Source organism: Serratia sp. LS-1 (assembly GCF_003719595.1).
Lineage (GTDB): Bacteria > Pseudomonadota > Gammaproteobacteria > Enterobacterales > Enterobacteriaceae > Serratia > Serratia ureilytica.
Window position 1 is genome coordinate 2,151,047 of sequence record NZ_CP033504.1, and the last position, 13,179, is coordinate 2,164,225.

The 13,179-nt window shown below is 59.1% G+C and carries 13 protein-coding genes; 7 read left to right on the plus strand and 6 right to left on the minus strand.

All coding sequences use genetic code 11. From position 1 onward, the window contains the following. Positions 1–45: 45 nt before the first annotated feature. Positions 46–1,749, minus strand: coding sequence for a SulP family inorganic anion transporter (locus EDY99_RS10390; protein WP_123061737.1), 1,704 nt, complete (start codon positions 1,747–1,749; stop codon positions 46–48). Positions 1,750–1,970: 221 nt separating this feature from the next. Between EDY99_RS10390 and EDY99_RS10395 the strand changes: the two genes are divergently transcribed. Both EDY99_RS10395 and yciA read left to right on the plus strand, forming a co-directional pair. Then, on the plus strand, positions 1,971–2,510 hold the full coding sequence (locus EDY99_RS10395; protein WP_033643280.1) for a septation protein A: 540 nt from the start codon (positions 1,971–1,973) through the stop codon (positions 2,508–2,510). A gap of 76 nt (positions 2,511–2,586) precedes the next feature. Next, entirely contained in the window at positions 2,587–3,015 is a 429-nt protein-coding gene (gene yciA, locus EDY99_RS10400) for an acyl-CoA thioester hydrolase YciA (RefSeq protein WP_004932085.1), read from the plus strand. A 70-nt stretch (positions 3,016–3,085) separates the two neighbouring features. Here yciA and tonB read toward each other — a convergent pair whose 3' ends face one another. Both tonB and EDY99_RS10410 read right to left on the minus strand, forming a co-directional pair. Further along, positions 3,086–3,829 carry a TonB system transport protein TonB gene (gene tonB / locus EDY99_RS10405; RefSeq protein WP_033643281.1) on the minus strand — a complete coding sequence of 248 codons (744 nt, stop codon included), beginning with the start codon at positions 3,827–3,829 and terminating at the stop codon, positions 3,086–3,088. Positions 3,830–4,064: 235 nt separating this feature from the next. Continuing rightward, complete coding sequence (locus EDY99_RS10410; RefSeq protein WP_033643282.1) at positions 4,065–4,718, minus strand: epoxyqueuosine reductase QueH; 654 nt, start codon at positions 4,716–4,718, stop codon at positions 4,065–4,067. A 176-nt stretch (positions 4,719–4,894) separates the two neighbouring features. Between EDY99_RS10410 and EDY99_RS10415 the strand changes: the two genes are divergently transcribed. Next, the gene (locus tag EDY99_RS10415) at positions 4,895–5,191 is read left to right on the plus strand and encodes a YciI family protein (protein ID WP_033643283.1); all 297 of its coding nucleotides are present in this window, start codon (positions 4,895–4,897) and stop codon (positions 5,189–5,191) included. Between the two features lie 109 nt (positions 5,192–5,300). Here the strand turns inward: EDY99_RS10415 and EDY99_RS10420 are convergent, their stop codons facing one another. Further along, complete coding sequence (locus tag EDY99_RS10420) at positions 5,301–6,155, minus strand: LysR family transcriptional regulator (protein ID WP_123061738.1); 855 nt, start codon at positions 6,153–6,155, stop codon at positions 5,301–5,303. A gap of 91 nt (positions 6,156–6,246) precedes the next feature. On the opposite strand from EDY99_RS10420, the gene EDY99_RS10425 reads away from it, so the two are divergent. After that, the gene (locus tag EDY99_RS10425) at positions 6,247–7,218 is read left to right on the plus strand and encodes a DMT family transporter (protein ID WP_123061739.1); all 972 of its coding nucleotides are present in this window, start codon (positions 6,247–6,249) and stop codon (positions 7,216–7,218) included. Positions 7,219–7,255: 37 nt separating this feature from the next. Here EDY99_RS10425 and EDY99_RS10430 read toward each other — a convergent pair whose 3' ends face one another. Next, on the minus strand, positions 7,256–8,257 hold the full coding sequence (locus EDY99_RS10430; RefSeq protein ID WP_033643286.1) for a LacI family DNA-binding transcriptional regulator: 1,002 nt from the start codon (positions 8,255–8,257) through the stop codon (positions 7,256–7,258). Between the two features lie 71 nt (positions 8,258–8,328). Beyond that, the gene (locus tag EDY99_RS10435) at positions 8,329–8,883 is read right to left on the minus strand and encodes a D-lyxose/D-mannose family sugar isomerase (protein ID WP_033643287.1); all 555 of its coding nucleotides are present in this window, start codon (positions 8,881–8,883) and stop codon (positions 8,329–8,331) included. A gap of 228 nt (positions 8,884–9,111) precedes the next feature. Between EDY99_RS10435 and EDY99_RS10440 the strand changes: the two genes are divergently transcribed. The 3 genes from EDY99_RS10440 to EDY99_RS10450 are packed head-to-tail and all read left to right on the plus strand — an operon-like array spanning position 9,112 to position 13,170. Then, positions 9,112–10,146 (plus strand): NAD(P)-dependent alcohol dehydrogenase, encoded by a 1,035-nt coding sequence (locus tag EDY99_RS10440; RefSeq protein ID WP_033650233.1) that lies wholly within the window; start codon positions 9,112–9,114, stop codon positions 10,144–10,146. 4 nt (positions 10,147–10,150) lie between these two features. Beyond that, on the plus strand, positions 10,151–11,668 hold the full coding sequence (xylB, locus tag EDY99_RS10445; RefSeq protein WP_123061740.1) for a xylulokinase: 1,518 nt from the start codon (positions 10,151–10,153) through the stop codon (positions 11,666–11,668). Next, a complete protein-coding gene (locus tag EDY99_RS10450) occupies positions 11,662–13,170 on the plus strand; it encodes a sugar ABC transporter ATP-binding protein (RefSeq protein ID WP_370453984.1) in 1,509 nt (502 codons plus the stop codon). The genes xylB and EDY99_RS10450 overlap by 7 nt, the downstream gene beginning before the upstream one ends. The last annotated feature ends 9 nt before the right edge of the window (positions 13,171–13,179 follow it).

The window sequence follows — 13,179 nt, forward strand, 5'->3', positions numbered from 1 at the left end:
GCGCAACAAATGCCCAGGGGCACGCTTCGGCGCGCCCCTTTTTGTTTACCCCACCGTGGCGGCTTCCGCCTGTTCCTTACTCTGAATCAGCTTCAGCGCCAGATAGAGATCCGGCACCAAAATCAGCTCCTTGTCCCGCCCCAACCGATTGATGCGGAACCAGCGCGTCAGTTCAGTGCGGCGCCCGGCCAGCACCAGTTTGACGTTACGCTGCAACAGATCGCGTTTCAGTTCGTCGATGGCCGCCAGCACGCTGATATCGGCATGGGTAAAGCTGGCCACCGCGTCCACCACCACCCAGCGCGGCTGGAATGGCGTACTGTCGACCAAATTGAGAATGCGGCGTTTGAAGTAGGCCACGTTGAAGTAGGTCAGCGGCGAATTGAAGCGATACATCATGACGCCGGGCACCGCCTTCACCCCATTGTTGTTGCCCATGGAATGGATCATGCCTTCGTCGTTAACGCCCAGCAGCTGTTCCGTCGGCCGAAAGACGGTGTGCAGAAACTGCATCAGCCCCAGCAATACCGCCAGCCCGATGCCGCTGATCACCCCGACCAACAAGACGCTGAGGAAGGTAAATATCGCCAGGCGGAAAGCCTGTGCGTTGCGACGGCGCAAGATCCAGATGCCGCGAAAATCCAGCAGCGACCAGGCCGCATACATCAGCACCACGCCCAATCCCGCCACCGGAATAAACTGCAGCGGCGCCATCAGGAACAGCAAGACGAAAGCGATCACCGCGGCGGCGATGATCGACACGAGCTGGCTCTTGCCGCCGTTGGCGTCATTCACCGCGGTGCGCGAATCCGCCCCGCTGATGGCGAAGCCTTGCGACAATGCGGAGACGATATTCACCATCCCCAGCGCGCGAAACTCAGCGTCAGCGTTGACCTCATAGCCATTTTTGGCCGCGAAACTGCGGGCGGTCAGCATCATGCTGACAAAGCTCACGACCGCCAGGTTGAGCGCCGGGATCACCATGTCGCGCAGCAGCCCGGGCTGAAAGTCCGGCCACTGGACGATCGGCAACACGCCGCTGAAACCGCCCACCGTCACCACGCCATACTGCTGCAATCCGCCCGCCCAGGTGACGAACGCCGCCAGCACGATGGCGAACAGCGGCGCCGGCCAGTTAGGCCGCCATTTTTTAAATCCGAGCAGCGTCACCAGCGTCAACAAGGACACCGCCATCGTCAGCCAGTCGCTGTGCAACAGGTTGGCAGGCAGCGCGTAGATGCGCTCGATCAGCTGCGCCGGGCGCACTGTGAACCCCAACACCTTGCCGATCTGATCGACGATAATGGTCAGCGCCACGCCGTTCAGCAGCCCGCTGAGGATCGGCCGCGACAGCAGATCCGCCAGCGCCCCCAGCTTGAACCGGCTGGCCAACAGGCACCAGCCGCCCATCATCGCGGTCATCATGATGGTCAACTGCCAATGGCGTTCCATATTGCCCGCCGCCAGCGGCGTCACCACCGCGGCGATCACCGCACAGGTGGCGGCATCGGGCCCGACGATCAGCTGGCGTGACGAACCGAACAGCGCATAGGCCACCATCGGCAAGATACAGGAATAAAGCCCCACCACCGGGCTAACCCCGGCCAGTTCGGCATAGGCGATGGCCACCGGCAAGGCGACGGCGGCGACGGAAAGACCGGCGCGCATATCCGGTTTGAGCCAACTGCGTTGATAGCCCAATAAATGCGTCAAACCAGGCGTCAGGGCCTGGAGAGATTTCCACTGCATGCTGTTTTCCGCGGTAAATTATCTGGTTATTATGGCACTTACTATGCGATCTGCGGCCAGCGCTGGCAATGCGCCCGTGCTTTCTTGCGTAAGTTTATGCAAATTCCTGCTTTCGCGGCAGAAATCCGCCGGCCAAACGCCGATAATCGGCAGCGCCCGGCGGTACACAGAACTCGCCGAATCCGGTATAGTCGGCCGATGAACAGATGATGGATTGATTTATGAAGCAGTTTCTTGATTTCCTCCCGTTAATTGTCTTTTTCGCTTTTTACAAGCTGTACGACATTTACGTCGCTTCCGGCGCATTGATCGTCGCCACCGCGCTGGCGCTGGTGTTCACCTGGGTGAAATACCGCAAGGTCGAGAAGATGACGCTGATCACCTTCCTGATGGTGCTGGTGTTCGGCACCCTGACGCTGGTGTTCCACAACGATTTATTCATCAAGTGGAAAGTGACGGTGATTTACGCGCTGTTCGCGCTGGCGCTGCTGATCAGCCAGTGGGTGCTCAAAAAGCCGCTGGTTCAGCGCATGCTGGGCAAAGAGCTGACGCTGCCGGACAAAGTGTGGAGCAATCTCAACCTGGCCTGGGCGCTCTTCTTCCTGGCCTGCGGCCTGGCGAACATCTATGTCGCCTTCTGGCTGCCGCAAAGCGTCTGGGTCAATTTCAAAGTCTTTGGCCTGACGGTGCTGACGCTGGTATTCACCCTGCTCAGCGGCATCTATATTTACCGGCACATGCCGGCAGAACAGAAAAAATAGTTACAAATTTGTTAATGCCTGCGGCGCTTGCCGCGGGCAGTATGATGTGATTCCCTCCTTTTAAAAGCAGACTGCTATGACACAACAACGACCTTTACCCAGCGGCGAGCTGGTGCTGCGCACGCTGGCGATGCCGGCCGATACCAATGCCAACGGCGATATTTTCGGCGGCTGGCTGATGTCGCAAATGGACATCGGCGGCGCCATCCAGGCAAAAGAGATCGCCGAGGGGCGCGTAGTGACGGTACGCGTAGACGGCATGACCTTCCTGAAACCGGTGGCGGTAGGCGACGTGGTTTGCTGCTATGCGCACTGCATCCGCACCGGGCGCAGCTCGATCACCATCAATATCGAAGTGTGGGTAAAGAAAGTCTCCTCCGCCCCAATCGGCCAACGCTACCGGGCGACCGAAGCGGTGTTCACCTACGTGGCGGTCGATGCGGAAGGCAACTCGCGCGCGCTGCCTGAGGGTAAAATGAATTTCCGCGTCGGCTTCGAAGAGTAAGCCTGCGGCTGCGCCGCAAATGCAAAAAGGGTCGCCGAGGCGACCCTTTTTTTCTTGGCGCAAACCGAAATCAGTTCATTTCGGTGGTGCCGTTCAGCTTGAAACGAATATTGACGATAAGATCCTTCGCTTCTTTGGCTTGATACCGCCATTTGCGCAGCGCCTGTTTCACTTCACGCTCGAACATGTTGCGCGGCTCAGCCGACAAGATGCGCACGTTGGTCACGCGGCCATCGCTGTCGACGTCGAACTGCACCCGCACGTTGCCTTCGATCTGCAAGGCTCTGGCGCGCGGCGGATAAATCGGTTCCGCACGGCTGATCGGTTTTGGCCCGACCTCGCGCGAGTTGCCCTGTACCGGCGCGGCGGGCGCTTGTTTCACCGGCGCTTTATCGATCGGTTTGGCCGGCGAGTCGTTATTGAACGGCGAAGGCTCGCGCGGCTCGACCTTCTTCGGCTCCGGTTTCACCGGTTTTTCTACCTTCGGCTTTGGCTTGGGCTTCGGTTTCGGCTTGACCGGCTCCGGTTTCACAATCGCCTTCGGCGGCGGCTCCACAATAGGTTCTGGTTCAGGTTCCGGCTCAGGTTCCACCTGCGGCGGCTCCGGTTCTGCCGGAGCAGGCGGCGGCGGTTCAGCCATCGCGGCGGTGTTGACCATCATGACGCTGATCGGCGCCTCTTCAGGCTTTGGCAGCTCAACCACTTCTTTTACCGAAGCGTAAAGCAGTCCCGCCACCAGGGCGCTGTGCAGGCCTACGGACAAGACGAAAGGCACGGATATACGGCGATTAAGGAACATCTTTTTTAGCGGCATAATGATTCTGTTTCCTCTGGTTCGCCAAGTTTAAATGCAAATAGCAATCATATTCAATAACGAAAGACAAACTATCGCTTTAATCGTCAGTCTCCGCGGCGAAAACCAGCAAACTCATAAGGATATTAACCTGAACGTTGCTTTTTTACCGCCGAATCAACACGCTTCGTTAACGTTCAGACAGCGCTAAAAAATAAAAAACCCGCCGTAGCGGGTGGATTGCGGTGATTAAGCGTTATTCTTCATCACCATAGTAGAGCACGCCCAGTTTGATCAGCGGCCGCCCTTGCGCTTTGCGGTGCAGGTTGGTGTCGCGCAGCGAATAGACGCAGCCGCAGTATTCCTGCTGATAGAAGCGTTCGCGCTTGCTGATCTCTATCATGCGGGCCGCGCCGCCCTTCTTGCGCCAGTTGTAATCCCAATACACCAGATCGGGATACTTTTCCGCCGCCCGAATGCCACAGTCGGTAATCTGCTGCATGTTCTTCCAGCGCGAGATGCCGAGCGAGCTGGAGATGGTGTCGTAACCGTGCTCATGCGCATACAGCGCCGTGCGCTCAAAACGCATGTCGAAGCACATGGTGCAGCGAATGCCGCGCTCCGGCTCATGTTCCATGCCCTTGGCGCGTTCGAACCAGTTGTCGGTGTCATAATCGGCATCGATGATCGGCACCCCGTGCTTTTCGGCGAAACGGATGTTCTCTTCCTTACGCAGCAAATACTCTTTTTGCGGGTGAATGTTGGGGTTATAGAAGAAAATAGCGTACTCGATGCCGGACGCCTGGATCGCTTCCATCACCTCGCCGGAACAGGGCGCACAGCAAGAATGCAGCAGCAGTTTGCTTTTGCCCGCAGGCAAATCGAGTTTTTCCCTTACCAGTTCCGTCATGTCCTCACCTCAATGGCATATCTGTTTAAGCGCGCCGCACTATACGAATAAAAAGTAGCGGCTTCAAGGCATAAGCGCCAATCCCCCCCATAAATTCACCGCGCGCCGTTCCCCTGCCGCGCCTTTTGCGCTACCTTGGTAGCACCGTTTTATAGCCATGATTTTACAGGTGAAATATGCTTTATCTGATCTACGCGCAAGACGTTCCCCACTCACTGGAAAACCGTCTGGCGGTGCGCCCGGCACATCTGGCGCGCCTGCAGGCGCTGCGTGACGCCGGCCGTCTGGTGGTCGCCGGCCCTAACCCGGCCATCGACAGCAACGATCCCGGCGCCGCCGGCTTCACCGGTTCAACGGTGATCGCCGAGTTCGCCTCACTGGCGGAAGCCCAGGCCTGGGCGCAGCAGGATCCGTACGTCGCCGCCGGCGTCTACGCCGACGTGACGGTGAAGCCGTTCAAACAGGTGTTCTGATCTCCAGCCCTCCGAATACCGGGAACGCCCCGCTATACGGCGTTTCCGGCGCTAGCCACACCTCTGCTTGACCGTCGCGCTCGGGTCGTCTTCCCCACGCGGTCGATATTCATGTTCCGCCCCGGAAATACTCACCGATAACGCTTTCCAGCATCGCCACCGCCGATTGACCGGCGGCAGCGGCAGAGCGCAGCAGCTGCACTTCGTGCGGAGCGACCGACGGCAATTCGTCGAGGATCCGCATCGCCGCCGTCACGCGTGCGCGGTCGAGCAGCGTGACGGCCAATCCTGCCTCGACGGCGGCAGCCACCACGCTGGCCGATGGGCTGCTCACAACCACTCGCCAATGCCTTCCCGCCCCGCTCAATGCATCGATCATAGCCTCTCGGTAAGGGCAATCGGCGGCATGCAACGCCAATGGTATCGGTTGGGCCATATCCAGCGCCAACCGGCGGCCGCCAACCCAAACCGGCGCAGTCACCGCAAGCGGCATCTGGCGCAGTCCCCCCATCGGCAGCACCGCTAACGCCAGCTGTAGCCGGTTGCGTCCGATCTGTTCAACCAACGCCTGGCTGGCGGCCGTAGACACCTCCAGCATCACCGCAGGAAAACGGGTGGCAAACGCCGGCAGCACATCGCGCATGACATGTGATGCGTATTCATCAGGCACTCCCAGCTTGATGTGTCCACTCAGCGGTGCGCCCTGCAGCTCACGCAGAATATCGTCGTGGGCATTCAACAGCCCGAGCGTCGAGGCCAGCAGTTTGTCGCCTAAGGGCGTCAACACGACGGACTGATTGTCGCGCTCCAGCAAGCGGCCGCCCACGACCTGTTCCAGACGCTGAATATGAACGCTCACCGCGGCTGGGCTGCGATGAACAAAGGTCGCCGCCGCACGAAATTGCCCCAAACGGGCGATAGCGTGAAAAGTGCGCAAAAGATTAATGTCCAGGGTTGGCCGCATGGTTTAACTCCATTAAACAACTGAACGAAAATTATTCGATTTATTAAATTATAGCGGCTCACTACCCTTGGGGAAAAAGGAGAAGATCACCATGCCCCTGTCAGAATTTCGTCCACCTTCCTGCCGCGATAAGGTGGGCGACAAAGCCGCCGTCTGGTTGCCGGCAGCGGAAGTCCTGCTGATCGTCGCCTGGAGCTCGGGCTTTGTCGGCATCCGTTTCGCCGCCGATTACGCGCCGGTGTTGCTGGTGGCGTTCTGGCGCTGTGTCGTGGTCGCTTTACTGCTGATGCCGTTTAGCCTTCGCGCCATCAGGCGCTCCTCGCCGCAGTCGGTAGCCGCTCATGCCGGGATCGGGCTGCTTGCCATGACCGGATACCTGACCGGCGTCAGTAAAGGCATCGAGTACGGCGTGCCGACCGGGTTGGCCGCGCTCATCGCCGATTTGCTCCCTCTCGGCACCGCACTCTTGAACATGCTGTTTCTACGCCGGCTGCCCGATGGCCGCGTCTGGCTCGGCCTGGCATTAGGCTCTCTCGGGGTGATATTGGCGACGGGCGGTGCTATTTCCTGGGGAAGTGCGCCATTGTGGAGCTACCTGTTGCCGCTGGCGGGGATGCTGTCACTGGCACTGGCGACGCTGTGGCAGCAACGGCTGCCGCAGGCGCAAGCGCAAGCGCAAGCGGTGAGCCTGCCCGCCAGGTTGGGGATACAAAGCGCGATTTCAGCGCTGGCTTTTGCCCCACTGGCAGGCGCAGAAAGCCCGCTGCTGCCAACCATGACGACAGGGTTGGTTATCGGCGTGCTTTGGACCGCGCTTTTGGCCACCCTGGCCGGTTACGGTTTGTATTGGTTCTGCCTTAGGCATACCTCTGCATTGCGTGTGACGAGCCTGCTGTTCCTCAGCCCCTTCGTCACCTTCTGCTGGGCATGGTTAATGTTCGATGAGCCCCTTTCCTGGCCCATGCTGCTGGGCGCAGCAACGGCGGGGAGCGGCTTGTGGCTGCTTATCCGCCCCCCGATGAGGGGCCGGACTGAACGCGCTGAAATGAATAATGGCAGATAAGGTTAACGGAGATGTCGGCTACACGTTGCCGGCACCGTTACACGACGAGTTTTCCCCGCACCACCACCTTGCCCGGCTTTATCTCAGGATCGGCAATACGGCGGATCGCCAGATTCAACGCTTGCCAGGCGATCTCTTGCAAGTCGTGTGACACACAGGGGAAATGGAAACCGTAGATCTCGGCATGTGAAACCTCATCGATGCTGAACAACGACACGTCCTGCATCAACGGCAACCGATGTTCGATACAGGCCTTGATGATGCCCAGCGAGATCTGGTTATTGCAGCCGACGAAAAAATCGGGGGCGGGGTTATTGGCCAGCCAGCGGCTCGTCTCTTGCCAGGCGACATCCATAAAGAAATCGGCATACCGCACGTCGAGCGAAGCCACCTTCCCTTGCAATGCCGCCTGCAAGCCAGTGACCCTGTCACGCGCAACGTTGGAATTCTCCGGCCCGGAGATCACCACCACCCGCTGCGCCTGCTGTTCCAGAAGCCAACGCCCCGCCTGAAGGCCGCAATCCAGATTATCAATATACACCCCGCTGCAGTGGTGACTCTCCAATTCCCGATCGATCAACACCACCGGTATATTAAGCGTTTCCAGACGTTTGAGGTAGGAAGGCCGGTACAGATGATCGTTGGAAATGACCGAGAGAATGATCGCATCGACGTTGTAGCCAATGAGTTTGTCGATGATCCTGTCTTCGCTTTCCTGAGACTCATAGGAGTCGAACACCAGCGTGTCGTACCCCATCTTTTGCGCTTCAAGCGTCATCAGGCGCGTCAGGCCGCCAAAGAATGGGTTGGCCATGTCGGGGTTGACGATGCCAATGGTTCTGCTGCTTTTCGCCCGCAGATTGCGCGCCGCGGCATTGACCACGTAACCGAGTTCGGCGGCGGTCTCCCGAATTCTCCTCAACGTTTCCGGATGGACCTTGTCCGGCTGTGAAAATGCCCGCGAAGCGGTTATTTTGCTGACGTTCGCCTGTGCGGCGACGCTAGCCAGCGTCGCTTTCCGTCCTCGACCCACGGCCAAATGCAGCTCCTTAGCTTGAAGGTATCATTTTGTATCATTCCCGGCATCATGACAGAACTTTGTTCTTGGCGCTAATGGTTTACGCCGGCAAGACGGTTAATTCGCGGATCGGTAAAAATATCCAGCTCGTCACGGCTCTCGGAAGAGAACTCGGACACCACCGCGCCCTGCTTCCCCGCCTGAAACCAGTGACGGGTATTGGGCGCAATGGTGTATTGTTCCCCCGGCCGCAAGAGGATATAGCGATGACAGGTATACCACTGCTCCGCGCCCTCTGGCACCCGGCATACCGGTTGGCCGCCGCGATCGTTGGGCGTCAGATTTTCATCATCGACAAACAAAAACACCTCTCCCCAACGGCAACGGAACGTCTCTTGCTTGCCGGGCGTGCCGGCAAAGGGAGGGTGTAAATGTTCCGGGCAAGTCTGCCCAGGAAACAGCACCAGCTCTTTCGCGCAATACCGAGGTGAGTTGACGTAGGTCAGCAGCTGCAACCCGGACGCGGGATAGTCGGCCAGACCAAACGTCGCAATTTCAATGCGTTGCTGTTCTTCTTCGGTCAAGATAATGTCCGCCTGGCGCAAATACTCCAGCGTAGCGGCTCTGGCGCTTTGTTGTTTGTTCATCATTCCCCCGGCAAAGTAACGGTATCGATATCAACAGGCCGATATTAAAACCGTCATTGCCACGCCGATTTTGTGACCACCATCGCTATATTGAATAACAACCCGCCAGCAAAATTAACTCTCGTCGAGTAATTCCAACATTGATCACAGTTTAACCACCCGCATTAGCTCACTATCGCCGCATTGAAATGATACCGTTACCATAAAAATGATTCACCAGGAGGCAATATGAAAGCATTAGTGCTGGCCAAAGCGGGGGAAATCGCTATCGAGGACGTCCAACTGGCCGAAACGCTGGGGCCCGACGATGTAAAGATAAAAATTCATTCCGTGGGCATCTGCGGCAGCGATGTGCACTATTACCAGCATGGCCGCATTGGCCCGTTTGTGGTCAAAGCCCCGATGGTGCTCGGCCATGAGGCCGCCGGCGTGGTGCTCGCGACAGGTGAAAACGTCACTCACCTCAGCGTCGGCGATCGCGTTTGCATGGAGCCCGGCATTCCCGACCTCAACTCGGCGCAGACGCGCGCCGGGATTTACAACCTGGACCCCGCCGTTCGCTTCTGGGCGACGCCGCCGGTGCACGGCTGTTTGCGCGAAACCGTCATCCACCCCGCCGCATTCACGTTCAAACTGCCGGACAACGTCAGTTTCGCTGAAGGCGCCATGGTTGAACCCCTGGCCATCGGCATGCAAGCGGCCACCAAAGCCGGGATCAAACCCGGCGATATCGCGCTGGTGATCGGCGCTGGGCCGATCGGCGTGGTCACCGCCCTCGCGGCGCTGGCGGGTGGCTGCTCGGACGTCATTATCTGCGACCTGTTTGACGAGAAACTCGCCGTGGCGGCCAGCTATGAAGGGCTGCACGCCGTCAATATCAAAACCGGCGACCTGGCGGGGAAAGTGGCTGCGCTCACCAGCGGCAATGGCGTCGATATCGTGTTTGAATGCAGCGGCGCAAAACCGGCTATCGCTACGCTGGCCGAACATGCGGCGCCAGGGGCGACCGCCGTGCTGGTCGGCATGCCGATCGACGCCGCGCCGATGGATATCGTCGCCGCGCAGGCCAAGGAAATCACCTTCAAGACCATTTTCCGCTACGCCAACATGTATCCGCGCACGCTGCGGTTGTTGAGCAGCGGCAAATTGCGCGTCCAACCGTTGATAAGCCAAACCTACAAATTCTCCGACAGCGTGGCCGCCTTCGAGCGCGCGGCGGCGGGACATGCCTCGGACATCAAAATCATGCTGGAAATGGAGTGATCCTATGGCGCTCTATGCTGGCATAGACTGCGGTACGCAAGGCACGAAAGTCGTGATTGTCGACAGCACACAGGGCGTGATCCTCGGTGAGGGCAGCGCCCCTCACCGCCTCATCAGCCAAGCCAATGGCCGGCGCGAACAAGAGGCCGACTGGTGGATTGAGGCGTTGGTCACCGCGTTTCGCCAAGCCGTGACTAACGCCGGTATTGATGCCGGGGAAATTAACGCTCTGGGGGTCTCGGGCCAACAGCATGGATTTGTGCCGCTGGACGCAGACGGCAACGTGCTGCACAGCGTCAAGCTGTGGTGCGATACCGAAACCGCGGAGGAAAACGAACTACTGCTGCAGCGGCTCGGCGGCGCCAAGGGCTCGCTGGACAAGCTCGGCCTGCGGCTCGCCACCGGTTATACCGCGTCAAAAATCCTTTGGTTCAAGACGCACCATCCGGCGCTCTGGGCAAAACTGCACACCGTGCTGTTGCCGCATGATTATTTGAACTTCTGGCTGACCGGGGAGCGTGTAGCGGAATATGGCGATGCTTCCGGCACCGGGCTGTTCGATGTGCGCGCCCGTAGCTGGAGTCAAGCCGCCGTCAATCTTATCGATGACAGCGGCCGTTTATGGCATGCCCTGCCGCCGCTCAAAAGCGCGGAATGCTGCATCGGCACGGTGCGCCCCTTCGCGGCGGAAAAGCTCGGCCTTGGCCCGGCAGTTCGGGTCTCGACCGGCGGCGGCGACAACATGATGGCGGCCATCGGTTCCGGCAACATCGAGGCCGGCACCGTTACCCTAAGCCTGGGCACCTCCGGCACGCTATTCGCCTGGTCCGCCGCGCCCGTCGTGGCGGAATCCGACATGATTGCCAGTTTCTGCTCCAGCACCAACGGGTGGCTGCCCTTGATATGCACCATGAATGTCACCTCGGCCACCACGGCCATGCAGACGCTGCTGGACGAAGATCTTGACGGCTTTAACCGCTTATTGGCGCAGGCGGCGCCGGGTGCCGGCGGCGTCGAGATGCTGCCGTTCTTCAACGGCGAACGCGTTCCCCCGCTGCCCCACGCGCGCGCCAGCCTGCATAACCTCGATAGCGACAATTTTACTCGCGCCAATCTCTGCCTGGCGGTGGTTGAAAGCGCCACCTACGGCCTGCGCTATGGCATCGAGCTGTTTCGCCGCCAGGGCATCGAAACGCGCGAGATCCGCCTCACCGGCGGCGGCGCCCGCAGCACCGCCTGGCGACAAATCGTCGCGAACGTGATGGGGTGCCCGGTGGTCTGCCTGAACGTCAAAGAGACCGCCGCGCTGGGCGGCGCCATTCAAGCGATGTGGGCGACGTCGTTGGCCGATCGCCCGCACCAGAACGCCGCCGGGCTCTTGGCTGAACTGTGCCAACGCTTCGTTTCCCTGGATGAAGCCACGCGCACGACGCCAAACGCCGACAGGCAAACGCAATACGAGACGCTTTATCAACGGTACCTGCAGCGTTTGCAGCGGACATACCCGGAGGTTCAATCGTGACGCGAGATCCCTATACGCAAGCCCCTGCCTATCTGCTGGAAGTCAGCGGCGTCAGGAAAGCCTTTGGCCCGGTCGTGGCGCTCAAGAACGCCGAGTTTTGCCTGCGGCGCGGATCCATCCATGCCCTGTGCGGCGGCAACGGCGCGGGGAAATCCACCTTTCTCAGCATTCTGATGGGCTTTATTCAACCCGATGGCGGCGACATTTTTATCAATGGTCAACGCTGTGAATTTCATCATCCCCGGGAAGCCCTCAATGCCGGCATCGCCATCGTGCAGCAGGAGCTGAGCGCGATCCCGGACCTGACGGTGGCAGAAAACATTTGGCTGGGCCGCGAGCCGAGACGCCTGGGTTTCGTCGACTTTGCGACGCTCAACCAACGCACCACCCGTCTGCTCGAGGAACTTGATTTCAAGATCGACGCGCGAGAAAAAATGCGCAACCTGAGCGTCGCCGAGCAGCAACTGGTCGAGATCGCCAAAGCGCTGTCGCACGCCAATGCCGACATCATCATCATGGATGAACCCACCTCGGCGATTGGCGAAGAGGATGCGCAAAAAATCTTTCATACACTTCAGCAACTGGCGGCGAAAGGTAAAGGCATTATCTACGTCTCCCACCGTTTGTCCGAGATATTCCAAATCGCGGACAGCTACACCATTTTCCGCGACGGCGCCTATATCCATGAGGGCTATATCGCCGACATTACCCGCGAGCAGTTGATCGAACACATTATCGGCGGCGAGTACGACAGCGAGTTCGCCAAGTTCAATCAACCCGGCGAAGAGGTCTTGCTGGAGGTCAACGGCCTGTGTTGGCGCAGCAAGATAAAGGATATCAGCCTGCAACTGAAGCACGGTGAGATCCTGGGCATCTACGGCCTGGTGGGATCAGGCCGCAGCGAGTTTCTCGATCTTATCTTCGGCATTCAGCATGCCGACGCCGGCACGATTCGCTTGGGCGACAAGACGCTGAACCGCCATTCCCCGCGAGAGGCCATCGATAGCGGCATTGCCTACGTGACGGAAGATCGCAAGGAAACCGGCCTGGTGCTGTGCCGTTCCGTCAGTGAGAACATCAATATCGCCTCTTTTGCCGGCATCAGCCGAATGGGGTTCGTCAGCGAGAAACGGGAGCAGGCGCGAACCCGCGACATGATCCAGCGCTTTAACGTTAAAACCCACGATGGCGAACAGCCCGTGGGCAACCTGAGCGGCGGCAACCAGCAAAAAGTGGTGCTGGGCCGCTGGGCGCTGTTGGATCCGGAGGTGTTGTTGCTCGACGAGCCGACGCGCGGTATCGACGTCGGCGCCAAGAAAGAGATCTATCGATTTATGTCGGAGTTCGCCTTGCAAAACAAAGGGATCATCATGGTTTCCTCCGAGCTTTCGGAAATTATCGGCATGAGCGATCGCATCCTGGTGTTTCGTGACGGGCAGTTGGCCGGCGAGCTTTCGGCAGCCGATGCGACTCAGGCAGCACTGATGAAACTTGCGGTTTAACAGAGAGAG